Here is a 25821-nt window from a genome sequence, read left to right as displayed (position 1 = left end):
CATCGCCCTATGAAAACGTATCTCAAAATCCTTTTAATTTTTATACTATTTAACAATTCTTGTACCCTGAAGAAAACCACAGGAGAGCCATCATTACCCGCAAAAGATTCATTGGAAATAGTGCAACTCTTCCAAGGCCTGGCGCCCGGGTCTGCGACTTCCGACAGCGTCATCTTATCACATCCCAAAGAATATCAAAATATCGCTTCCCGACATTTTTATAACACTAGTCGTTTTAAATATCTTATTCAAAGCGGCAGGTTGAAAACTGCGGATTCTTTATTGAATATAGAGTTGACAAAAGCCGACCTCGACACAACCAGCGTTGCAGCAGCTAGGTACTATAATCTTTTAGCATCGGTATATGCCTACCAGACTCAACAAGAAAAAGCCATTCGGTATTTTAAACGTACTTTAACCATATTTGACAGCAGAAAGGATTTCGAAGGCGCTGCAAGAATTCAGTTTAATATTGCCAATATATTTTTGAGCCGGCTGGATTATTCATCAGCCTATGATTATGCAAAAAAATCGAGCAGGAACTTTACGCTCAAAAACGACACAGTCTATTTGCCAGTAGCTTTAGCTATTAGCGCAGTATCTGCCATCAATATAAACAAAAAAGCAGAGGCTAAAACGCTAAGCAGAAAAGCATTGGCCTTAAGTGAAAAATACCATAATATTCTTGGCAAGTCTCTCTCGGCTTATGCCTTAGCTGAGATCTATCTTTTCGAAAAAGATTATACAAAAGCAATCAGCTCCTTTAATGATGCTGTAGCATTAGCAGAGCAAACCCGCCAAATCCCCACAGAAGTGGCCTCCCTAACTTCATTATCTAAAGTTTACCTGGAATTAAAAGATTATCAACAAGTGATCTTGATCGCAGTAAAAGCCCTTCAAAAAGCAAAACTGGTAAATAATGATGATATTCTATATACTTTGAACAGACATCTTTCTTTGGCTTACGAACAATCAGGAAACACCCAAAAGGCCTATATCCACCTTAAGGAGGCTGACAGATACTTTCGAGAAAAAATTACTACAGGCAACCCAAAAGCCTTACAAGAGTTGTTGGTGGCATACGAAGCCGAAAAGAAAGAAAAGCAAATTGCTGAGCAGAAGCTGAAGATCCAAAAACAGCGGTCTAATTTAGTCGATATAACTTTAGGATCGGCGTTCCTTATTTCCATGCTAGGGGCAGTTTTCATTTACAATCGGAAAGCACAAAAACTAAAACTGAAAAGGCTACAACAAGAAAAAGAAAATACTATTTTAAACGCAATTATTGTAGGGGAAGAACGAGAGAAAAACCGAATCTCTCATGAATTGCATGATGGAGTGGCGGCGATGATTGGCGCTGCAAAACTGAGTTTGGAATCCATCCCCCACCTTCCTCAGGAAAAACAAATGGAACAAATTTTAAAAGTTAGTGGTCTTTTAGAAAACACACATGCTGATGTTCGTCATATAGCACATAACTTATTTCCAGCTGTGTTAGAAAAGGATGGGATTGTAAAAGCAACCGAGCATTTTGCGGCCGAGCTTAACCAAATCCAAATGGTAAAGGTTACGGTAACACGTAAGAAAAATTCAGAAGTCAATCACCTCTCAAGGCAGTTACAATTAATGCTTTTTAGAGTAATCCAAGAATTAGTTAATAACATCCTCAAACACGCTGAGGCAAAAAATGCGGAAATTACTTTTAGTAAGCACCCCAATGGCCTGCAGATTGAAGTATCTGATGATGGAATTGGGTACAACGGTGCAGCAGAAACTGGAAGCCAAGGTTTATATAGCATTGCGCAACGTGTGAAATCTATCGGTGGTGACTTTAAGATTATGAAAAATGGCAATATGGGAACCACCGCCGTGGTAATAATAAACGCTTAATGATCAAAGCAAAAGGTTGGATAATTACATAATTATCCAACCAAAACCATCATTTTATTGATGATACATTGCATACTTAACTAACCTAACATTTTATACTTTGTTTGCCTTTAACGCTCTGTTTATTTGTAGTAACATATACTCGTAATTGGCTTTTTCAGCTCCCTGATAATTCTTCACTAACTTCTCCAAAATGATTTGGTTTTCAACTAACCAACCGTACCAAATATGACTAATGTCATTTGGTTGATATAAAATCCTGGCATCAGTACCATATGCTGCAACCTTTTCGGCACCTACCATTTTTTTATTTTGAGATCTACTAGCCATCATACTATAAAAAGTGATCTCATCATCTGTGAAACTGCCGCTACCTTTGCGACTGTCACCAGGAATATCGTTCACAGTAGAAGAACTGATCAGCGTCTGTACCAACGCTTGTTGCATGGAAAGTTTCTCTGGAGAAGTCACTTTCCCATCCACGGCATCTTTCCACACATAGTCAAAAATATCTTTCACACATTCCTCCTGCGTATAGCTCTGTGCTGGGTCTTTACTTTCAGCATAGCCCACAAAGGTTACCCATCGCAACATATGGGGGAATAAAATGCGGCGCATATAGTCAGAAGCATTACCATTTATAGCGTCCATATTTTGTACCATCTCCTCGTTGTTAAACCATGAAAGATTTTCTAGAACATTTAGCGTATATAACAAAGTGTTGCGCTGAATATCACGTGGAACGGCAGCGTAAGCTTTCATCGGATCTCCTTCAAAATGTTCGTGCTGATACATACCTCCAATGTTGGCCAGCAATTGCGTGAAATACCAGTAGAATTTGATATTGATAATGGCAAAATTGTTGGTACTTCTAAAAGTATAATCTACATCGTCTTCCGCTACCCAACTATTCATATGCTCCATTACATACTGCAAGTTTTGATAAGCGTATCTCAGCGACTTCACTTTATCATCTCCTAAATCATCGGCCAAACCTTGGGGATTCGCTATGCCGTTAGTCGAAATCTTAATATATCGGTAGGTTGGATCCACAATCTTTTCTGTAATTAATCGGCTTAGTACAATTTTTTCTTGTTGAGGAGTTGATGCTCCAGAAATTGGCCTATACAACCAATCAATTGCATAGTTATCATAACGTCCCAATTTAGTTTGAGTCATGACTACACCTTTCTCAACATCGCCTGGTTGAGCTACAATATTATAGACTGCATCGTCCATAACCGAATTGGTAATACCATATTGCCGTGTGTATGTACCTGACCGCAAAGAATCGACGGGAATAGAAGCGGAACCTCCATAATTTTTCAATAATCCTAAATTCTGACCCGTTTTTTGCATGATCATGTAGGTCAGGGCATCGCCCATAGCTGAAACTGAAATGTTAGCTGTACGCATCCGCTTATCAGCAGCGGAAGTATGTAAAAACAAGTCCTGCGTAATCTTATCAGCAATACCTTGACTAACTAAAATCGAAGCGCTTAAAATTTCTCCAGATCTTGGGTCTACCCAATTTGAAGCTAACAAGTCCTGGTTATTACTGGGCACATACTTAATACAATTGTATTTAATGTTATTAGGGTCAAAAGCCGGATCATTGTTGGGATACAACTTGGTTACTAACACATTCTTATAGCCTATCTTTTCAAATGCATCATTCCACCGCTCCACACCTTTTTTAATGAATGGAATCCACGTTGCTGGAAACTGATTGTCGATATAGAATATAATTTGCTTTGCGGGTTCAACCAAAGTGCCTTGCTTTATAACGGCAGTTCCTTTAGGGTATAAGTTCCAACGATTAGCATAATAAACTTCTTTCATGCCATTATCCAAACCTGATAATTGATTGAATTTAGTAAAAGCGACACCAATTCTGGGATCATTTAGCCTTGGCTGCATTGGCTTTTCAGGTAACAGCATTAGCGTACGTTTAACGGCAATCGTAGCTGCCCTACCCTCTTCAGATGTAAAACCAAAAAAAGAAGAGGTTACCGCATAACTTAACAAACTAGAGATGGTAATATTATCACTAAATGCTTCAATATCGTTCAGCAACGACTTGTCTGATTTAAAACTACTACTACGTCCATACAAACCCGAAACTGGTTTGAATGGATCCGTAGAGCGATGTCCATTTACAAAAAAACTGGTAGGTTCAAACACCACCGCTTTTCCATCAGGAGAACCAGCAATCACCTTAAACGCAGCAATTACAGGATCACTAGCGTTTTTTGCCAAAGCTCTTTTTATTCCCTCGTCGTTAAGGTCGTAACTGTAATTATAAGTCCCTGTTTTGATATAAATTGTAGAATCTAAAGCGGTAAAATAAATATTCAATGGGGCTCTTGCCTGAAAACCGGCATAAGAGTCGCCCGGATTACTTACAGTCTCCACTACCGACGACATCAACATGGGCTTATTTAATAAGGTATTAGGAAATTCAAAATAAACTTTTCCATCTATCTTGTGCATAGTCACCATACCCTTCTCAGTTTTCACAGCTTTGTTTTTAAAAATCTTCTCATAAGGCGTTAACGTCTTTACCGAATCTTTTTTCTTTGCATTACTCACAGCTGTTGTATTCGTTTTTACTTGAGTATCGGGCTTTTTGGTTTGGGCTTGTGCTGCAAATGCTACTAGCAAAGCCATTAATAAGAGTTTATATCTTTTCATCTTATCCACCTATTGTTTGGTTTAAAACTCTATTTAATTGACTTAGCATTAACTGATAATGTGCATTTGTTTTTTTATCCGTACTATCTTTAACAGCAGTTTCTAAGATATCTTTCAACTGTTTCAACTTCACAAAATATACACTTTCCAAACTTGGGGCTAAATTAAAGTTAACTGACGTCCTTCCCATTATGCCTATTTCACCTGTTTTAGAGAATGATCTATCATTGGGATGAATTAAATTACAATCATGAACTAAATTTACTTCTTGATCTGCAACTAAATGAAATGCTGTCCTATTTGCTGGAACAAGTTTTGCTGTAGCAATCCCTGTCTTAAGAAACGCTTTCTGCAAGGCAATTTGCGCAGCAGTGGGCACTTTATTTTCTTTCGCAGATTTCCATGCAAGATCGAACATCATATCCACAGCCTGCTCTGGGGTGAAAGGATTTTTTTCTTTCGACTTCAATGAAGACAAATGGACCGCATTTGGAGTTTGCATCAATGCCTCTGCAATTTGAGTTCTCAACAAGGTTGAGGGCGTTCCCATTAATGGTAGATTCTTCAAGACATCAGGATTTTCTAACCAGTCTAAATCTTCATGCATCTTAACGATAAAATTTAAAGCCGCTAATTGTTTTTCCCGAGATACCACTTCATACAAAGGCTGCGGATCCCCTACTAACTTTTCATTAGTGATGATTCCCCCCACATTCGCATTCACGTGGTTAATGTATCTTACCAATTGAGAAAGGATACTATCCCAAATTTCGACCCTATACTCGAAATCGTTATCCTGTTTACCGACCCACTTATTGAGGTTGGACATAATGTATTTCAGGTTTTTTACACCGTATTCTGAAGCTTTAACTGCGTCGTCTCCTAAATCTTCACTTTGCGAGGACGGATCAAGTCCTTTGCCCTGTGCACCGTAGCGATATCTTTGATCACCGGCTTTTTCAGATACCATTTTAGCCAATATCTCTTCTTCCTTCGATGCGCTCACTTCTCTTTGATCAAACCATTGATAATTCCACTTGGTCGCATAATAATCATACAAGCCAAATGTTGGTGGCGATAACTGCACACCCCGCTCTTTATCTCCTGGCTGTGCCACATAGTTAAATCTGGCATAGTCCATAATTGAGTAAGTTGTTCCGTATTTCTTAGTGAAGGAGGCCGATCGCAATGACTCAACTGGAATAGATGATGAACCACCAAAATTATGCATAAAACCTAAACAATGACCTATTTCATGGCGAATAACATATTTAATTCCGTCCAATTTGTATTGTTCAGGCAAGGTAACGTTTCTTACTTCTGCATCGGCTGGTGCTATTTGAACAAACATCCAGTTATTTAACAATTTCACAATATCATGAAATACATATACGGACGCATTGATAATTTCACCCGACCTTGGATCAACCCATGATGGTCCCATCGCATTAGCCACTGGAGTAGGCGAATATCGTACACAATTATACTTTAGATTATCAGGGTCAAAAGATGGGTCATTTTTTGGATAGTCCAATGCAATAACTGCATTCTTAAACCCAATAGCTTCAAAAGCTAATTGCCAGTCATTAATAGCTCCCTTTACGGTTTCTCTCCACGCTAATGGAAAATCGCTATCTACATAAAAAACTATAGGTTTAACTGGCTCTACTTTTTCCCCACGTTTATATGCCGCAATATCTTTTGGAATCAGGTTAAACCTATTCGCGTAATAGACTGTTTCAGTTTTGTTCACATCATTAGAGAATTTATACTTACTTGTATAGAAAACACCCACACGTGTGTCAGATTTACGCGGTCTAGTCGGTTGATCGGGTAAACGTAAAAATGAGTGGGTCATTACGGTAGTAAAAGGCTTATCTTTTGCGAAGATTGTGTTTGCCTGCTGTAGGGTGTATTCGTAACTTAAATGTGTTTTGATAGTGGCATTATCATCGAAAGACTTGATTTCACCTAAAAATGAACGATCTTTTTTAAATGACTCCGTACTTTTTAGTGTTCCACCCACATTCATTCTGAACATCCCGAAAGGAGACAGCAACTTGTTGTCGTTCAGAAAAAAGTCTGTCATATCAATTACCATTGCGCTATCTTTAGGATTAAAAGCCTTAATTGGAAATTTTTCCATAATGGCTCCTGCACTATTTTTGTTCAATGCGTTGATCAGATTTAAATCAGACTGGGGTGCGATAGCGTCTTTGATTATTTTGGTCAGTAATATTGTCGAATCCAATTTTTGGAAACGAACCTGGATGGGAGCTTGAGGTTTAGAACCTACCACCCCATTTAAGTTATCACTCGTTTCCGAAATGGTAGAGGCCAATAACATCTCTTTTTCTAAAAGTCCAACCGGAATTTCCATATAAAGCTTTTCTTTTACATGGTAAATATTTACAAAACCTTTAGCTGCTCTTTTTGGGTTTTTTAATAAAGTTGCATATCCTTGTTTGGGAGCTGCCTTAATGCTGTCTGCTTTTGCTTTTGCTCTTGTTATTGAATCTGATTTTTCAACCTTTTTGTCCTGTGCAAATAAATCGGGAGAGATTAAAATCCCTCCTGTTATTAATAATGGCAATAATACTTTTTTTATCATTTGTGTAAGTGTGATTAGCTTTTATTTATTAGAAGTAATGGCAGTGACCTTATTAAAACCTGTGAAGATCTTAATGGCGCTTTGATTAATATTTCCCACTCCTAAATTAATCATTGGTAAAATATATACCTTCCCTGTACCTGCAGTGCCTCCGTAGGTAGACATTACTAACTGATTGTTATTACTTGGAAGGAAAGTTGATCCCCAAGGGTAGTCGCTTTGCTGATAAATTTGCAATGTAGTAATACTTTCTCCAGTAGCAACGGTATAACGTTCTTCGAAGATTGGTGAAGCGCCTCCATATAAAATAGCATAAATTTTATTACCTGAAGTGTAATATATAACACGTTGGTTATCCAAAATTACAAAGTTGGTAGCCTGAGCAATACCTGGGGCATTACTTAACTCAAAGTTCGACTTTGGTACTGGCGCTACAGCTGGTGAAGAAGACGACGATCCCTTATCAAACACATATAAGTTAAATTTACCTGTTGTTTTATCTTTTAAAATATGAACAAGTTCTTCACCTTGTCCTACGCCAGCGGCAACATTTACTTTATTGGGCAAATTCCCAGGGTTGAACACTGCTGTGTTTTGATCTGGATGAGTATAGACATTTCGATCCTGAAAACTTAACGTGGAGATGGCAGGGATATACATAAACTTTCCTTTAGTCTCGTCATAAAAGCTAAAGCTAATCCCTGAATTATTACTGATACGATTAATTGCAAATACGTTCGAAATATTACCTGAAATATCAAATGGAATTGCAATTTTATCAGTTATGCCATGATTAGCTATCGTTAATCCTCCGCTTTCAATAAAAACATCTGCCTGGTTTTTACCACTAAGAGCCTGAAAATTATATGAAGCTTTTGGTGTATAAAATAAATCTCCATTTTGACCGGCAAGACTAAAATCTACGGTGTTAATTCTTGTTAAACTATTATCTGTTATAGCAAAAAGCGTATTTACAACGGCTCTTGGGCTCGCTCTAAGAGCAATTGTGAATCGCATTTGCTTTACCAAACCAGTAATCGCTTTATTATTAGCGCCAGAGTAAACATTAAATTTCACACTTTCATTGTTATAATTAGACGTTACCAAGGGCGACATAATATGATTTAAATCCGTACTTAAGCCATCTGCAGTAGTAGCTACAACTAATCCCTCGCCTATAGAGCTGAAAACAGTTAAGGGCCAGCTAGTAATGTATTTTAAACCATTGTCTTTATCTGTTGCGGTAAAAACTAGTGTATAAAATTGATTGGTTGCACTAGGAACCATCGATATCTCGGCGTCCAAATTTTTGGTGTTGCTTAATACACTAGAAGTAGTATCGTTGTTGGACAATGTTACTTTCCACTGAAACTTAAATTTATTTTCGTCGGCACCGTTAAAATCTATCTTCGGATTAACAACTAAACGATCAAACTGAGTTACTGATAAAGTGGTAGCCCCGTCTTTATCTAAGGATACCCCTGCAATTGGGTTTACGTCTAATGTGCTCAAGTCCTTTTTACAAGAGGTTGTCAAGGCCACCACTAAAACAAGCAGCCAACCTATATTCTTAATTTTTTCCATATTAGTTGTATTTAGACTTTGTGTAGTACTTAGGTACAATTACTTGACCAGCAGCTGTGCCGTCGTCATGCTTTAATTGATCATTCGGATGATCTAAATTCCATTGTTTAACATAATCACCAAATTTAGTGCCCGCTGCTATTGCTGCGGCCTCGCCTCCCATTGCCGAATATTGAGCTGCTGTTAAACTCGCTATCCCTGTAGTTTGCAGAATTAAGCGATAAACTTGGGTGCTTTTTGTAGCGAAAAATATATTGTAGTAAGTCCAAGTTGTAGGTACCACTATTTTATTGGTCCAGCCCAGCACATAAGTAATGTTTTCCTTGGTGCCAGCTTTTAAATCCAACCCGTCAATAAGTTTCAATTTTAAGAATACTTCTTTGGTATTTAACGCCGTACTATTCTTGATCTTTACAGCCAATTTGCCCATCAAACTCCCAGCGGGGATTACTCCTCCTATTACCTCATATTGATCAGGTGTAGCTGTTGTTGTTGAATCATTGATAACTTCTGCAGAAAAAGTGCGGTCTACGTCTGCAACGTTGCCCATTATTTGAACTTCGATGTTCTGAATGTACTCGCTTTGAGGGTTAGTCAAGAACGAATAAACCATTGATTTACTAGTGAAATTTACCGCAGGTGCCGCCGAGAAACCAGCGATATCTTTTTTTTCACATCCTAGAAATACAATGCCCATCATCACCATGATGACTAAGCGAAAATGATTTTGAATTTTTTTCATTGTAATTACTTTTATTGTCTCCTTTGTCCAAATTCTATTTCTGCCTGAGGATATGGCAACACATAAATGTTGTCATTGACTACACCCGTATAGTTAGGAATGGTAGTGAACCCTAATCGTTTATAATAAAAGAATAACTGCCCCTCGCTTATGTATTCTTTGCGATATTCTTTCGTTAATTCTTCGGTTAATTGAAGCTGAGTAGAGTTAGCCGCAATATCCTGAATGATACCTCTGCTTTTACGCACAATATTTAAGTACGCTATGGCCTTCGGCAGATTAGTTTTAATGTAATTTTCAGCTGCTATATAGTACATTTCTGGTAACTTCATTAATGGAACAATATTTAGGTGCGGTTGGGCGCTAACTTGTTTGAGCTTAATACTTACCAAACCCCTGTTTCCGCTGGCTAACAAGGTATTATAACGAATATCTACCAATCCAATATTAGGATTAGACGTTTCATAAAGCGTTTGTGCCGTTTGGGGTAAAATTAGCAATGCATCGTTATTTGTAGCATCATTAGCATTTAAATATCTATTTATAATATCCTCAAGACCCATTACATTTAAATTAAATAAATGCTCCGAATATAAACGTGGGTCTGTAGCCGCAGCGGTTGAGGTTGCTAGATTTGCATCGCTGTATTGGATAACCTCTTCTGCCGATAGTGCTGCTTCAGCTAAATTTTGCGTGCCTCCCATCCATTGTAATACTCTTCCTTTTAATCCTTTTAATGCGTAATAGTTCATGCGTTGCTCTCGGTTGTTAAAAAAGCCATCACGGTTTACTTCCGCGTAATAGGTGCTGGGCTTTCTTGGGTTATTGTAAATGGGATCTTCTTTTAATAACTGAGATGCAGTTTCGACGTCTTTTAATAATAGCGCAAAAGTTTCGTTGTAGGATAATTGCGGTGTGGTGACTTTGTCGAATACCATTACATAAGGGATCGCTAATTTTCCAGACAAATCTGTTCGTCCAGAAATGTTACCATGGCCGTAAATCCTCATCAAATCAAAATGTAGAAATGCTCTTAGGCCTAACAATTCACCTTTAATAATCGAATAGCTAATAGGATTGAGCGCACTCTTATTTTTATCGATATGTCCTAAGGCATTATTAATGTCGGCTATGACATTATAGGTCTTGTTCCAAATAGCGTCTACCTGCGGCGTAGCCTCTGTTGAGCGGTAGTTGTGATTTTGGAATTGAAAGTATCCTGCTGATGCTGGATATGCTTGATATTGATGAGAAATCAAATCCATAGCACCCCAAGTTAGTTGGCTTGCATATAAAGACCTATCAGTCATGCCAATATATACTCCTATTAAAGCATCTTTAAAGCCAGACTCAGAAGTGAATTGATCTTCGGCTCTAATCTCTGAAGATGAAGTCACATCAAGCCACCCTTTCTTACAAGAGGTAGCAAACAATGCAACCAATAGAATTGTGAAAATAATTTTATTATTCAGTTTCATGTTATTTAATTAAAACGTTGCAGATAAGTTGAATGATAATGTTCTAGCAAATGGATAATTGGTACCACGTTCCAACCTAATGCTTGAAAAAGTGGCTAACTCATTCATGTTAAAACCAACTTTTAATCTTTCCATCCCTAAGCGTCTAGTAAACTGTTGGTTGAATTGATAGTATAAATTAACTGCTGAAACCACAATTTCATTACGATCCTGTACAAAGCGTGAAGTTGCTCTAGTTTGTTCTTGCGCCGATGTGAACGAACCATTACCCAAAGGAATATTATACTGACCTAATCGTTTAAATAATGATTCTTGCCCAGGCGTTGTCCATCTACCAGTTAAAACGCGTTTATCAACATTGTAATTCATAAGAGCGTTTTCTACACGGTCAACCAAAGTTTGATTATACAGTTGACCCCCACCTAAATAACGCGCAACGACACTCAATCCAATTCCTTTATATTCACCAGAAAAACCGAATGTCCCCTGAAAATCAGGATTAGAATTTCCACCCACCACCATGTCATTAGCATTCCAAACGAACGTTGTATTACCTTCTCTATCTACGTAAATCTCCTTACCTGTAGCCGGATCAATGCCTAGCGATGGCACTACCCATATTGCGTTCATAGACATGCCATCTTCGTATCTTTTTACAGGTTTACTATTTCCAAGATCCGCTGCGATTTTATCCATGTTTTCGTTGAAAGTCTTCATCGCGTTAGACAGGCGAACGATCTTGTTCTTGTTCGTCTCCAGTCCAAAATTTAAGTTTAAAAAATTGCCCCCTTTATTAAACACCGTATAGGAAGCATATAATTCTACTCCAGTATTTTTAACCCTGCCTAAATTATCTTTAACCGTATTAAAACCGGTAGATGTAGGCGTAGAAATATTCGCAATTAAGTTCTCTGTATATGCTTGATAATAATCAAACCGAAGGTTTAAATTACCAATACTCACATCTGCTCCGGCATTGTAGTCAAATTTACTTTCCCATTGTAAGTCAGGATTAGCTAATGACGCTAGAGAAGAACCAGGGAAGTTTTGATAAAATGCGTTCTGATAATAGGTATAAGTAGCAATAGCATTATTTCTGGCAAAATTTGAGTTTCCGGTCGCACCCAGTGAACCTCTCAATTTAAACGTCTTAAAAAGGTCACTACCTTTTAAGAAAGCTTCATTATGCAAATTCCAACCTAAACCTAAACTCCAAAAATTTGCCCATCTTTTGTTTGCTCCAAACTGTGAAGAGGCATTACTACGGAAAGTGAAATCAGACAAGAAACGATTATCATACATGTATGACAGCGCACCTAGTACACCTAACTCTCTATTGATATTATCCACCCCTGTTGGTCTGGACTCAAACCTATAACCTCTTGCAAATATAATGTTGTCCATTCTATCGCTTGGAAACCCTTCCACAAGATGAATCAATTCGGTGTTTTTGCGCTCACTGACATTGAAACCTAAGTTTCCGAAGATAACGTGCTTATTAATTTCCTTTGCGTAGTTTATATTTAAATCGCCTGATAAATAATTCCCATTTCCGTTGTTAACTTGATAAGAACCTTTACGCAACAACTGATCAGGACCAAAGTAATTTGAAAAACGAGTATGACCCGCCGGATAAAACTCATCAGCTTTGCTGTTTTTCACATCAATACCCAATCTGGTTGTTGCTCTTAAACCCGGTAAAACCGTCCACTCAAGATAAAAATTGTTAATGAAATTAAAATATTGTGTACTGTTATTAGAGTTTATAGTAGAATTATAAAGTGGGTTTACAACGGTGGTACCATCCGTATTTATTTCCGCTAAAAAAGGAATAGTGCCATCTGGGTTTTCCGATCTCCAGTAAGGATTCATTCTCGCATAATCTGAGAAAGTTCCATAAGGAGACTCAACGGCCATATTACTAATTGCAGACATTATATTTCGAAATAACAGGCTCTTTAATCTATAAGAAGTACTAATATTTCCGGAAATATTCTCTCTATTTGATCCAATCATGGCGCCACTCACTTTACGGTATGCAACATCGGCAATGATATTCAAATTTGTACCACCTAGCTCAACAGATAATGCATGCTTTTGCCCTACTCCATTTTGCAATGGTTTAGCTAACCAGTAAGTATCCAACCCTTCTAAAGCCAATTTCCTTCGAGCATTGTAAAGTTGCTGACCTGCAATATGACTTGCCGGATCAGAGGCTGTTCTTGGCACATAAAAGCCGTCGATAACTTCAGCTTCCAACTTTTCTATCGAATTGGTTAAATTGTAACTAGTTAAATCTGGCAACTCTAAATCTACAGCGTTGTTATAGACTACCCTAGCACTCCCGCTGGTTAACTTCTTTGTTTCAATAACTACCACACCATTGGCTGCCTTGGCCCCGTAAATTGCCTTCGAAGCGGCATCTTTTAAAATAGTTACACTCTCAATTCTGTTCATGTCTAGGTCGAATACTCGCTCTACGTTGGTTTCAAAGCCATCTAAAATGAATAACGGTTCATTAGGGCTTTTTACGTAATTTCCCTTTAAACCGCTTGCTAATTCATCAGGATTTATAGGAAATGTTGAAGTACCTCTCAACTGAATATCAGGCATGGTGTTGGGGTTAGCACCCGCAGCAAAATTATCCAATACCATCGACGGAGAAATATTTCTTAAAGATTGAAAGAAGTTTGCATTACCTACCTTTTTCAAATCTTCACCCTTAATAACTAATGTCGAGCCTGTATAGCTATCTAGCTTACGCGTATAAATACCTGTGTTAATGGTCACCTCTTTTAATCCGACGATTTCCTGTTTTAAAACTACGTCGATCGTTTTATTTATATCACCTCCCGTTGGAATGGTGACCTTTTTAGTCAAATAGCCTATCGCAGAAAACACGATTACTCCCCCTTCCGGAACATTGGTTAATTGATAGAAACCATCGGCATTTGTAATGGCGACAGCTTTCAAGGTCGGGCTCGTGTTATTCTCTAATTTAATGTTTACTTGAGCTAATGGATTGCCTAGAGAATCCCTTACTGTTCCTCGAACATTTACTACTTGTTTTAAAACCTCACGTGTAACTTGCCTCGATGTAATGTCAGCCGTAGGTTTTAAAGTAATATTCTTATCCACAATTCGATAGTCTATCCCTACTTTTTTAAAATACTTTGATAACACTTCATCAATTGAAGCATTTTTGACGTTGATAGTAATCTTATCATTCGGCAGCTTGTCTTCATTATAAAGAAACACATAGTCTGTTTGTGCCTCGATGGCCTTGGTTAACGTTATAATTGAAGTTTTTTGCATGTTCAGGGTAATTTGCCCAAAACTTTTTGCGCTAAGTTGCATGATTGACAAAACGACCAATAAAGCGGTTAATCTCATGGTGCGTAAAATTTGGTTATACGGGCTTTTCTGCAGTACAGAATACCCTGTATTACTTTTGATAAATTTCATTAAGTTTGTGAATGTTGGGTTACGGATTATGCCTATAATCATTTATTTATCGGTTGTTATTACCGATGGGTTAACTCAATTTCCACGGAAGTGCTCGTAACACTTTCGTGGATTCATGAACTAACCTGTTTCTTTTTCTAATTGACGAGTACTCTTCTTAACATAGCTTTTGGTTTAGTGGTTCTAGTTTGGTTAATTGTTTATTTGGATAATACGGTTACGTTTCGGTTTTCTATTTTAAATCTCACTCCTAAAAAGGTGAGGTTGTTTAGCGCGTCATCAAGATTTAAATTCCTGTAAATTTTCCCAGTGAAAAATATTTCTGGAACATTTTTTTCGAATTTTACATTTATATTGTACCAACGTTCAAATTGGTGTAGAACAGTTTGAAGATCAGCTCTGTTAAAATTAAACATCCCATCTTTCCATGCCAAGAACTCTTCTGGAGCAACTTCTCTCAATTTTATCTTTTCGTTAATCGTACTTTGAGATTGTTGACCAGGTTTCAATATCACATTCCCAACTTGATTAGACACCCTAACACTTCCTTCGAGCAAGGTGGTTGCCAGCTCAGCCTCATTTAGATAGCCATTTACGTTAAACTTTGTTCCTAATACTTGAATTGATTGACCTTCTACTTTTACCGTGAATGGGCGTACAGGATTTTTAGCAATTTCAAAATAAGCCTCCCCTTTAAGTTCCACTATCCGCTCTGCTTGTGAAAATGAGGCAGGAAACCTAATACTTGAAGCCGCATTGAGCCAAACTTTAGAACCATCTTCTAATAATACCCGATATGTTCCTCCCCGAGGGGTTGCAATGGTATGATACCTGGTTTTGGAATCCCCAACATCTTCAGCGCTTTTTAAATCATAAATGATTTCACCCGATGTTTTTTTGATAATCGTTACGCCCGATACTTCCGCTAACTTCCCACTGGCCGTTTCTTCTAAATTAATCTCACGACCATCAGCTAAAATTAACACCGCTTTATTACCTCCTGGCTTTATAGTTTTGTTAACCATTTGAGTGGGGTTGGAGTCCTGTAAAAATGCTCTAGGCGCCAAAAAATAACACGTTAAAGTCGAAACCACCAACACTGATGCAGCAACAGCAACTTTTTTCCATAATGTCACCGTTGGTTTTTCTTGAATATTTAAAGCCCGCATCATCCTAGCTTCTGATCTATCCAGGTCATCGGAGCTAAGATTTAATTGCTTATCCTCATTTAATTGAATGTACCATGTTTCAATCCAAGCTACCTCTTCTGCATTGCATAACCCCTGCTCATATTTGCTCAATAAATTTTTAGCTTCTTTACTTGTCATTATTCACTTATAGTGTTTACAAATAACAAGACGACTGAGTAGAGTGAAGGGGGGATAAAAATTTTATCTTTTTTACAAAACAAGAAAAAAACACATTCCCATTTTTGTTCTTAATATTTTTAATGCCTTCTTTATCTGGTCTGTAACGGTGTGTTCACTCAACTTCAATTCAGAGGCGATCTCTTTATGACTAAGATGCTGACTTCGACTTAGCTCAAATACTCTCCTCATCTTCGTTGGGAGTCTGCTAACCTCTCGCTCAATAATTTCCTTCATCTGTCTTTCTCTCACCAAATGATCAGTTAGCGCAACCCCACTTCCTACAAAGTGTTTAAGTGAGTCGACGTAGAGGGCCTCGGTTTTTCGACGGGCAATTACATCTAATGCCTTATTTTTTACGGAAGCGTATAGATAACCAGCTAAATTGGTAGAAATACTTATGCTTCCTCTTTTTTGCCAAAGCATAGAGAAAACTTCCTGAACTATATCTTCTGCAACCTCTTGCTGTTCCAACTTCTTGTACGCGTGAATTAATAATATCTTGTTGTAGCGTTTAAATATTTGAGCAAAAGCAATTCGATCCTCTTCCGACAGCAACTCGGTAAGTTTATGGTCAGAAAGCCCATCATAATCGATCATCTTACGCATTTTGAAATAATTAATTATCGAGAACGAAACACAAGATTTCAGCCATTAAGATTATGGCAAGTTCGCTTTATTGTACTAAGGTAGCGTTTTTTTACCAAAGGAGAAATGTGTAATAAGCCTTCATACATTTACTTGCTAAAAACATTTAACCCTTCTTTTTGTTGGATTGTAAGCCTAACAATGGTAAATTTAAGTCTAAATATTTTCCGACCCGCTATGTCAAAGCCCGTTACTTCCCAGCACCATAAACTATCCCAATTACAGGCAACATCAATCTGCGGAAATGATATTTCATCCTCCTGTTTATATGTATCTGCTCTTACTATTGCCTATGCCGGGCAATTTGCCTGGATTTCGCTATTAGTAGTTGGGCTGGTATTATTTCTTTTCAGGAAAATATACGGAGAGGTTGTTGGGGCTTTGCCATTGAACGGTGGAGCCTATAATGTACTTTTAAATACAACTACTAAGCAAACGGCGTCTTTTGCCGCCTGCCTTACCATACTTTCATACATGGCTACGGCAGTTATATCAGCGTATGAAGCTATGCATTATCTTCATGACATCGTTCCCGCATTGCCAGTTATTGCTGCAACTGTGATGGTGTTAGCTATTTTTATGATCCTGAGCATTATAGGCATCGGAGAATCTGCTAATGTTGCAGTATTCATCTTTATTTTACACTTGGTTTCCCTCACTCTGCTGGTAATAACCTGCGTACTTTTTTTAGCGAATAATGGCTTGTCAATTTTCAAACAGAACTGGCATATGCCCGTTCGTTCAGGTGGTATAGTCACTGCGCTGTTTTTAGGCTTCTCTGCAGCAATGTTGGGTATATCTGGATTTGAAAGTTCAGCCAATTTTGTAGAGGAGCAAAAAAAGGGCGTTTTCCGAAAAACCTTGCGTAACATGTGGGCAGTAGTTACTTTCTTCAACCCTGTTATTGCCATATTAGCCCTTGCCATCTTACCAATGGGGATTATTAATGAGCATAAGGAATCCTTACTTTCCTTCATTGCCCAAACAGCTGGAGGAAGTTGGTTAGGCTATCTTATTTCCATCGATGCGGTGCTAGTTTTAGGCGGTGCCGTTTTAACCTCCTACGTGGGTGTAAGCGGCCTTACAGAACGGATAGCACTGGATAGGGTGCTGCCCAATTCCTTACTTCAGAAAAATAAACGCGGAGTAAACTATCGGATCATCATTGGCTTCTTTATACTCTGCCTGTCTATCTTAGCGGTAACCAGAGGTGATCTGGGGAGTTTGGCTGGGGTATATACTTTTTCATTTCTAGCGGTAATGGCCCTTTTCGGCATTGGCAACCTCCTCTTAAAAACAAAGAGAAGAAAGCTCCCAAGACCAGAACGGGCGACTGTCATCTCAGTAGTCATTGCCATTCTTTTTGTAGTGGCAGCCTTTTTAGGCAACATGAAACTTAACATCGTGTCCTTTTATGTATTCATCAAATACCTGATACCGGCAATTGCAATCATTGTGATTATGTTAAACCGGGCGGTGATTATTAAGTGGCTCATCTATTCCCTTAGACACATAAGCGATCCGCTGCGCAAGACTTTCTTCGGCAATCTCCGCCTTCATCGATTATTAGTAAGTGTCGTGTCTCAAGAACTGGTCTTTTTTACACGTGGAGACAATGTATCGGTATTGAACAGCGTGATGATCTATGTGCAGGAGAATGAGGTGACTAAAAAAATCAAAATTGTCCACCTAGCAAACAAAGATAGCAATAACGACCATCTTAAAGTCGACATTGAAGTGTTGGACCGTGCTTATCCTGAGATTGACATTGACTTTATAGAGATCGAGGGAACTTTTAGCCCCGAAATTATCGATGAGCTCTCGAAAAAATGGGCGATACCAAAAAACTTCATGTTCATTGGTTCACCCAGCGATAAATTTCCTTATCATATTTCCGAACTTGGCGGCGTACGTCTTATCATGTAAAATAATCACCCAAAACAGCTATAGAGAAAATATTAAGCTGCCATTTTTCTGCATTCTTGAGCACAAGCCAAACACAGCTGTGAGCATTCCTGGCAGTGTTTCATATCATGCTTACCACATTCGTTTCCACAGGCCTCACATAACTCGGCACAAATAACGCACATGGCTTTAGCCTTGTCGCTACCCATACTCATTAATTGCGCCGCCGTATAACAAACAGCAGCACACTGCATGTCTAACGCAATGCAATTAGCCATCATATTTACATCATCTTCTTGAGTGCAGGAAGCTGCACAATGATTGCATACGGCCGCACATTGTAGGCAGGCATCAATGCACGATTTCCATTCATGATATCCCATAATAAAATTGTTTTTATAAAACAACCATCTAAAAAGGATATGGTTTTATAAAAAGAATATTATCCGGGGTTAACAAACATCTATCCGTCCTAATTCGAATCTTTCCTGAAATGATCTTTCAAGCATCTCCCTGTGATTCGGATGTGCAATCGCTATCAGTGCCTTTGCTCTTTGCTTTAAGCTCATTCCGAACAAATTGACAATGCCGTATTCTGTAACAATCCAATGCACATGCCCACGTGTTGTCACTACCCCCGCACCTTCTTTCAGAAAGGGGACGATTCTGCTGATCCCTTTATTGGTTTGGGAGGGAATTGCAATTATTGGCTTGCCACCGTCAGACAAAGAGGCCCCATGGATAAAATCCATTTGGCCACCAATTCCTGAATACTGATAGGTACCCATCGAATCAGAACAGACCTGTCCGGTAAGATCTATCTCAATTGCGCTGTTGATTGCAGTTACCTTCGGGTTCTGTCTTATGATACTAGTATCGTTAACATAGTCGATAGCCATTGTTCTGATAGAAGGGTTATCGTTCACAAAATCATAGAGCTTGCGTGTTCCGGTAATAAAGGAAGTTACAGATCGCCCAACGTTCAGCCTCTTTTTACTGTTATTAATTGTGCCGTTTTCAATCAGCGGAATAATACCGTCAGAGAACATTTCTGTATGCACTCCCAAATCCTTATGATTAGTTAGATTTTTGAGTACCTGATCGGGAATACTGCCGATACCCATCTGGAGAGTTGCGCCATCTTCTATCAGCGAAGCTACATTGAATCCTATTTTTTGAACGGTCTCGCTTAATTGTCCCGAATAGTCTATCTCTGGCAACGCATCACTTTGCCAAACCATTGAATTGATCTTGCTAATGTGCACAAAGCCGTCGCCATGTGTTCTTGGCATCAAGGGATTAACCTGAGCAACCACATACTTTGCTGTTTCAACCGCAGCTCGCGCAATATCCACTGAAGTACCCAAAGAACAAAAGCCATGCATGTCTGGCGGAGAAACCTGAATCAAAGCCACATCAATTGGCAGAATGTTCTTGCGGAAAAGTTGTGGAATCTGGCTGAGAAAAATTGGCACATAATCGCCATTTTCACTATTAGCAATATTTCTTGTGGCGTGTGACACAAAGAGTGAATTGAGAAAGAAAGAGCTCTTATATGCTGGGTGATCAAAATTGACGTCGCCTAAAGTAGTTATACTAACAATTTCCACATTCTTTAGCTGCAAATGCCTTCTCTGAAGTGCTTTCACCAAGCACACGGGGGTAGCTGCGCCACCGTGAATAAAAACACGGTTGCCAGATTTCACTACTTCCAAAGCAAGGTCTTCCGAAATATAGATGGGGTCGTTCATAATTTAATCCCTTCTACCAGTTCGAAAAGATCTTTTTTAATTGCTCTATCAGATTCAAACAAAAATTTGATTTTAGTCCCAATCGACGCATTTTGTTCTATCAATTCAAAGCCTATGTGTTGTTTAGGTTCGGTCAAAATGGATTCAATCAAGTGCTGATGCTCGCTGGTGAGACTTTCTAAGTCTTTTATTTTTTGATGCAGCAAGTCAAGACTGTTCCCCATCATTTCGACCTTTTCAGGCGCATGCTTCATCGCGGCCAGCTTGTCAGCAGCAAATAATTTTGTGAAAAAACGATATTCGTCTTTAAGGAAATCTATTTGCGACCTCCACTCTTTATTTTCAAGGTACAGTTCCTGAAGTTCTGAGGACAACTGTAGATCTGGGTTTATTTCCATGATTAAAAAATAGTTAATAATCAAAAGTAAATGTAATCCCCAACCTAAATAGTGACTTTTGATAGGTAAATAGCTGATATATATCACACCTTAACACAACTCATTTATAACAGTGAACAATCATTTTTATAAGTGACGGTCATCAGAATTTCTATACACAGCTTTGTGGAACTTCACAAATGTTAAACCGAAAGAGATGAAAACAATAATTGTACTTACCGACTTTTCAAAGGCAGCGCGTAATGCCGCAAACGCCTCCGTAGACATTGCCTTGCAACTTAGAGCAGATATCCTGCTATTGAACTCCTATCTTATTCCGTTTGCAGTCTTTTCAATGGAAGGAGAAGGAAGAACAATGGTCGATACGTCGCTCATTGCTTCAACAAGCGAAAGTGGCCTAAAAAAAGAAGCTAGAAGACTGCGCAGGCTTATTAATACCAGAAATGTTGTTGAACAAAAGCCTAATATCACCATCCATTCCTCTATTGATTCCATCGGTCATACACTTAAAAACCTAAATAGTTCCATCCAGATTGAAATGTTGGTTATAGGTGTCCACCAAACATCTCTTCCACTTATTTTTTCAGCAATCGACTTTGAGCCATTGCTTAAACAGATACATTACCCGATGCTAATTATGCCAAGAAACCATAAGGGGTTTTTAATCCAAGATTTTGTATTTGCCACAGATTTAAAGAATGAGGATCTCATCGCGCTCAGATTGATGCGCTCATATGCAAAAGCATTTGGCTTCAGAATCCATGTTTGTCATGTATCAAAACCAGTATTCGTTCCAGACTTTATAGAAGAGGATAAAGTACAAAAATTCGGACATCACATTGCTTTGCTTGGAGAAGGAAACATCACATTTACAAATCTTAAGGGGAGAAATGTTGTCAAAACTTTGAATGAATTCACTAGATCAATTCAAGCTGATATGATCGGAATTACCCACAATCCACATTCTTTTGGCTGGAAGCTATTAAATGACACCCATACTTCAAAGCTTATCCGCCACCAGAAACTCCCCATGGTTATTTTCCCACAGAATTTCTTAAACGATTTATCTAAGCCAATGCCAATATGAAAGTAGCTGAAACATTGGCAGAACAGTCGAATTTAAAAACGGCCGCTGCAATCTCTCCTCTAAAGGACAGCGAAAAAATTTTCTTGGAAGGCCCACGGTCCAGATTAAAAGAACTGGTTTTTGCCATTAAAGTGCTTATCGAATTTATTTCAGGTTTCAGAATGCTCCACTTTTTGGGGCCTTGCGTTGCAGTGTTTGGTTCTGCCCGAATTAAGGAAGATTCGCCGTATTACGAAAGTGCGAGAGAGATCGGTTCTGGACTTGCAGCACTGGGTTTCACTACGATCACCGGTGGCGGTCCCGGTATAATGGAAGCTGCCAATCGGGGCGCAAGAGAGAACGCCGGTGCATCAGTTGGATGCAATATTCGCCTGCCAAAAGAGCAACAGCCAAATCCATACCTTGACAAATGGTTCATCTGCAAATATTTCTTCGTTCGAAAAGTGCTGATGTTCAAATACTCTGATGCCTTCATCATCATGCCGGGGGGAATAGGGACGCTAGATGAATTTTTTGAGGCACTCACACTTGTTCAGACAAAAAAAATCTTGGACTTCCCTATTATCCTGTTCGGCACAAAATTTTGGGAACCATTGCAACCGCTTTTCAGCTCTATGCTCAAAGACAAAATGATTTCAGAGGAAGATATTGACCTATTACTTTTTACAGATTCTGTTGAAGATGCCCTTCAGCATATCAAGGCAATAGCTCTTGCTAAACATGCAGAGAAAAGAAGGCAGAGTTTCCGAAGGCTCAGAATATTGGGCGAGTAGATGGAAAAGCATTCCCTCATCAGTTGGATTTGCTAAAGTCCGTCAATATCTTCAGGAGAAAATAAAATTACCTGTTGGTGTTGCTTCATTATTTTAACATCGATATTCAATTCATAATTAATCTTCACCCTAAGAGCTTCCAATGCACAGGGTTCTCCATGTACCAGCATAACCAGTTTGGGAAATCCATTTATTTTTCTCAGCCAGGTGAGCAATCCAGATTGATCCGCATGTGCAGATAAGCCTAATACCTCTACTGTTTTTGCTTTGACCTGATAATATTTTCCATGTATCTTTAGTTCGTGTGCTTGGTTCAGCAATGACCTTCCGCGCGTACCCTCAGCCTGAAAACCAATCAACAATATCGTTGAAGTCGCCTTGCCAATATCGTGCTTCAGATATTCCAGCACCCTTCCTCCCGTTAGCATTCCACTTGCAGCTACAATAATTTTGCTTCTTCTGTCGTTAACCAGGCGTGCTGTGCCACTATATTCTTTATTGATCCTGACATGATCCAAAAGTTGTGTCCATTCCGATTGACCAACCTTTAGATAATCATCAGCAAATCGGGTTGAGATTTCTGTAGCAGCAGCGCTCATCGGACTATCTAAAATAACTGGAATATCATTTGCGATCCGTCCCTGTGCTTTGAGCACATGAAGAATGTACAACAGTTCCTGCGCCCTTCCCACCGCAAAGCTGGGAATGATCACATTTCCGCCATTATCTATCGTATGGTTGATGTGAGTGGCTATTTCACTATACGCATCGAGCTCTCCATGCAACCTGTCCCCGTAAGTCGATTCCATGATTACGTAATCAGCCTGAGTAAAATAATCTGGTGCAGGTAATATTTCGCTATGGCTTTTACCAATATCGCCTGAAAACAAGATCTTTTTACCATAACAGTCAATCAGGATCGAACATGCGCCAAGAATGTGACCAGCTAATCTAAAGGTACACCAACAGTTTTCGCTGAGCTTGAAGGGTATATTTTCTTGAATTTCAACAAAATACCTGAAAGAAGCCTTTGCCTCCCCTACTGTATATAGGGGTTTTGCTGGTTTATGTCTGGTGTAATTGTGCCTATTGGCATTTTCAGCTTCTTCTTCCTGTAACTTGGCGCTATCAAGCAATATTAACTGTGCCAGCTCCATGGTGGGCTTCGACATATAGATTTTCCCCTTAAATCCATATTTTACCAACAACGGAATATATCCACAATGATCAAGGTGAGCGTGGGTCAATAGCATCACATCAATCATGTGGGCATCAGTTCCTAGAGGGACCCAGTTTTGTTCTCGCAGGGATTTCATGCCTTGAAAAAGACCGCAGTCTATTAATATATCCACTTCAGGTGTTCTGAGCAGGTGTTTAGAGCCTGTTACCGTTTCTGCGGCACCCAGCGATTCAAGAATTACTGCTTTCATTATTTTTTCGTTAAAATTGGCTCAGTTTAGCTAAGGAACTGGCGAGACCTCATATCATTTATAGATCTTCTCGCATGGCTGAAAGATTAGCAACGGTATTTCCGTAAACCTTGAAAGCTTATGGGCGTAACTACCATTTACTAGTTTATCGATCAGCCTGTGTTGGTGGTGAACCATAGCGATCATATCTATCTCCTTGTTATTCCTGATCCACCTAAATCCTTCATCCAAATCCGAATGCCAGATATTTTCATAGCTGATTTTTTCATAATCTAACTTCGAGACAACATTTTTAAAAAAAAGCTTATCACGCCCCTCGTCCTCAACCAGCTTTTGCCTTTCAAAACTAGTGATATTGTATACCACGATTTCCGCTTCCAGATCTTTTGCCATAGCGCATAGAAATTGTAAAGGTTCGACGTCATCACTCGACAAATCGGTGGTAAAGGCAATTTTTGTAATGTTCCGGAATTTAGCAGAATAGGGTACGTAGAGTACGGGGAAATCTGCATCATCTATCATTTGCTTACTGTTGCTCCCCAATACCCACTGTACGAACTGCCCAGCACCAGCCATTCCCATCACCACCAGATCGATTTTTTTGCGCTTTACCACCTCGGCTACTACGTCACACACCTTGCCCTTTTCACTTTCGAATACAAGATCCGAAGAGTAACTATCTGATTCATCACTATTTGCGCTTTGTAGTTTGCTGACAAGCTCGCTTAGACTACCCTCAGATTCCGACGCTAGGTCGGCTTCATCAACCAACGGCCAGGCAACCTGTGCTGCCATGGGCGCATCAGCAGGAACCTTAAAGGCATTGCACAAGGTCACACCTGCCTCCAGCTTCTTTGCAAGTTTAATGGCGTAATGAGCAGCGTTTTCTGCTGGCGCTGAAAAATCGGTGGCTACTAAAATATTCTTCATAATCTTGAGTTTAATGGTTTATGGTTGGGCGATCTGAAGTACAATCCGTCCTTCTATTTCTCCCTTTTTCATCTGTTCAAGCACCTCGTTAATATCTTCGAGCTTGGCTGTATGAACAGTTGCCTTAACCTTGCCGTCGACTGCAAAACCTATGGCTTCCTGCATATCTTTTCTCGTACCCACAATAGACCCCCTCACTGTGTAACGATTCAGTACGGTTTCGAAAATCGGTAGATCAAAACTTCCTGAGGGCAGTCCGTTCAATGAAATCGTTCCTTTTCTTCTAAGTGCTGTAAGTGCTTGTTTGAAGGCTATCGGTGATACCGCAGTTACCAGCACACCATGCATACCGCCAGTTTTTTCTTTAAGAAAAAGACCCGGATCATTCTGCATTGCATTTATCGTTAGATCGGCTCCAAGTTTTTTGGCCAGTTCCAGCTTTTCATCAGAAACATCTATTGCGGCTACGTGCATCCCCATTGCTTTTGCATATTGGACCGCAAGATGGCCAAGTCCGCCTATTCCCGAAATGGCTACCCATTCTCCCGGTTTCGCCTCCGTTTCTTTTAGACCCTTGTAAACCGTCACCCCTGCGCAGGTAATCGGTGCCATTTCCGAAAAATTAATCCCAGCAGGAAACCTTGCTACATACCGGGCGTCTGCAACTACATATTCGGCATAGCCGCCATCCACACTATATCCACCGTTCTGTTGGCTTTCGCATAAAGTTTCCCAGCCTGTAATGCAGTACTCACAGCAACCACATGCACTAAAAAGCCATGGAGCACCCACAATATCTCCTTCCTTCACATTTTCAACGCCAGGCCCCAATGCAACTACATAACCCACTGCCTCATGGCCTGGGATAAGCGGAAGTTTTGGCTTTATTGGCCAATCGCCCATGCAGGCATGTAGGTCGGTATGGCATACCCCGCTGGCAATAACTTTGATCAGGACCTGCTTTTCGCCAGGCATTTTAACTTCTACTTCTTCGATCTTTAATGGTTTACCGAACTCATGGAGTACAGCAGCTTTCATCGTTTTTGGTATCATGGCAATTGTTTTATT

18 protein-coding genes are annotated in these 25821 nt (G+C 39.3%); 4 read left to right on the top strand and 14 right to left on the bottom strand.

The window, feature by feature from the left end:
- Nucleotides 1-9 precede the first annotated feature (9 nt).
- The gene (locus BM207_RS10545; RefSeq protein ID WP_090993737.1) at nucleotides 10-1890 is read left to right on the top strand and encodes a tetratricopeptide repeat-containing sensor histidine kinase; all 1881 of its coding nucleotides are present in this window, start codon (nucleotides 10-12) and stop codon (nucleotides 1888-1890) included.
- Between the two features lie 93 nt (nucleotides 1891-1983).
- Here the strand turns inward: BM207_RS10545 and BM207_RS10540 are convergent, their stop codons facing one another.
- The 8 genes from BM207_RS10540 to BM207_RS10505 form a co-directional block, all read right to left on the bottom strand.
- Complete coding sequence (locus BM207_RS10540; RefSeq protein ID WP_090993735.1) at nucleotides 1984-4584, bottom strand: zinc-dependent metalloprotease; 2601 nt, start codon at nucleotides 4582-4584, stop codon at nucleotides 1984-1986.
- Between the two features lies 1 nt (nucleotide 4585).
- Complete coding sequence (locus tag BM207_RS10535) at nucleotides 4586-7195, bottom strand: zinc-dependent metalloprotease (protein WP_090993733.1); 2610 nt, start codon at nucleotides 7193-7195, stop codon at nucleotides 4586-4588.
- 21 nt (nucleotides 7196-7216) lie between these two features.
- Nucleotides 7217-8779, bottom strand: coding sequence for a PKD-like family lipoprotein (locus tag BM207_RS10530; RefSeq protein WP_090993731.1), 1563 nt, complete (start codon nucleotides 8777-8779; stop codon nucleotides 7217-7219).
- A gap of 1 nt (nucleotide 8780) precedes the next feature.
- The gene (locus tag BM207_RS10525; RefSeq protein WP_090993729.1) at nucleotides 8781-9521 is read right to left on the bottom strand and encodes a DUF4843 domain-containing protein; all 741 of its coding nucleotides are present in this window, start codon (nucleotides 9519-9521) and stop codon (nucleotides 8781-8783) included.
- A gap of 11 nt (nucleotides 9522-9532) precedes the next feature.
- Nucleotides 9533-10999 carry a RagB/SusD family nutrient uptake outer membrane protein gene (locus tag BM207_RS10520; protein WP_090993727.1) on the bottom strand — a complete coding sequence of 489 codons (1467 nt, stop codon included), beginning with the start codon at nucleotides 10997-10999 and terminating at the stop codon, nucleotides 9533-9535.
- Between the two features lie 9 nt (nucleotides 11000-11008).
- Nucleotides 11009-14464, bottom strand: a complete 3456-nt coding sequence (locus tag BM207_RS10515; protein WP_090993954.1) for a SusC/RagA family TonB-linked outer membrane protein — start codon at nucleotides 14462-14464, stop codon at nucleotides 11009-11011.
- Nucleotides 14465-14664: 200 nt separating this feature from the next.
- On the bottom strand, nucleotides 14665-15792 hold the full coding sequence (locus BM207_RS10510) for a FecR family protein (RefSeq protein ID WP_090993725.1): 1128 nt from the start codon (nucleotides 15790-15792) through the stop codon (nucleotides 14665-14667).
- A 72-nt stretch (nucleotides 15793-15864) separates the two neighbouring features.
- Nucleotides 15865-16440 (bottom strand): RNA polymerase sigma factor, encoded by a 576-nt coding sequence (locus BM207_RS10505; RefSeq protein WP_245768078.1) that lies wholly within the window; start codon nucleotides 16438-16440, stop codon nucleotides 15865-15867.
- 216 nt (nucleotides 16441-16656) lie between these two features.
- Between BM207_RS10505 and BM207_RS10500 the strand changes: the two genes are divergently transcribed.
- Nucleotides 16657-18405: an APC family permease gene (locus tag BM207_RS10500; RefSeq protein WP_090993950.1), complete on the top strand. Its 1749-nt coding sequence runs from the start codon at nucleotides 16657-16659 to the stop codon at nucleotides 18403-18405.
- Between the two features lie 32 nt (nucleotides 18406-18437).
- Here the strand turns inward: BM207_RS10500 and BM207_RS19260 are convergent, their stop codons facing one another.
- From BM207_RS19260 to BM207_RS10485, 3 genes are all read right to left on the bottom strand, one after another.
- A complete protein-coding gene (locus BM207_RS19260) occupies nucleotides 18438-18509 on the bottom strand; it encodes a four-helix bundle copper-binding protein (RefSeq protein WP_245768082.1) in 72 nt (23 codons plus the stop codon).
- 327 nt (nucleotides 18510-18836) lie between these two features.
- A complete protein-coding gene (locus tag BM207_RS10490; protein ID WP_090993721.1) occupies nucleotides 18837-20135 on the bottom strand; it encodes an acetyl-CoA hydrolase/transferase family protein in 1299 nt (432 codons plus the stop codon).
- Nucleotides 20132-20533 (bottom strand): hypothetical protein, encoded by a 402-nt coding sequence (locus BM207_RS10485; RefSeq protein WP_090993719.1) that lies wholly within the window; start codon nucleotides 20531-20533, stop codon nucleotides 20132-20134. Before BM207_RS10485 ends, BM207_RS10490 begins: the two co-directional genes overlap by 4 nt.
- Nucleotides 20534-20729: 196 nt before the next feature.
- On the opposite strand from BM207_RS10485, the gene BM207_RS10480 reads away from it, so the two are divergent.
- Both BM207_RS10480 and BM207_RS10475 read left to right on the top strand, forming a co-directional pair.
- Nucleotides 20730-21620, top strand: coding sequence for a universal stress protein (locus BM207_RS10480; RefSeq protein ID WP_090993716.1), 891 nt, complete (start codon nucleotides 20730-20732; stop codon nucleotides 21618-21620).
- Nucleotides 21617-22393, top strand: a complete 777-nt coding sequence (locus BM207_RS10475) for an LOG family protein (RefSeq protein WP_090993714.1) — start codon at nucleotides 21617-21619, stop codon at nucleotides 22391-22393. Before BM207_RS10480 ends, BM207_RS10475 begins: the two co-directional genes overlap by 4 nt.
- 32 nt (nucleotides 22394-22425) lie before the next feature.
- On the opposite strand, the gene BM207_RS10470 is transcribed toward BM207_RS10475, so the two are convergent.
- Genes BM207_RS10470 through adhP form a run of 3 tightly spaced genes read right to left on the bottom strand, consistent with a single transcriptional unit; the run spans nucleotide 22426 to nucleotide 25806 of the window.
- Entirely contained in the window at nucleotides 22426-23823 is a 1398-nt protein-coding gene (locus BM207_RS10470) for an MBL fold metallo-hydrolase RNA specificity domain-containing protein (RefSeq protein ID WP_090993713.1), read from the bottom strand.
- A 54-nt stretch (nucleotides 23824-23877) separates the two neighbouring features.
- A complete protein-coding gene (locus tag BM207_RS10465) occupies nucleotides 23878-24753 on the bottom strand; it encodes a universal stress protein (protein ID WP_090993711.1) in 876 nt (291 codons plus the stop codon).
- Nucleotides 24754-24771: 18 nt separating this feature from the next.
- The gene (adhP, locus tag BM207_RS10460; protein ID WP_090993709.1) at nucleotides 24772-25806 is read right to left on the bottom strand and encodes an alcohol dehydrogenase AdhP; all 1035 of its coding nucleotides are present in this window, start codon (nucleotides 25804-25806) and stop codon (nucleotides 24772-24774) included.
- Nucleotides 25807-25821: the final 15 nt, after the last annotated feature.

The organism is Pedobacter insulae (assembly GCF_900113525.1).
Classification (GTDB): Bacteria; Bacteroidota; Bacteroidia; order Sphingobacteriales; family Sphingobacteriaceae; genus Pedobacter; species Pedobacter insulae.
Note: the sequence above shows the minus strand (reverse complement) of the source record. Positions and strands in the feature narration are given on the sequence as shown.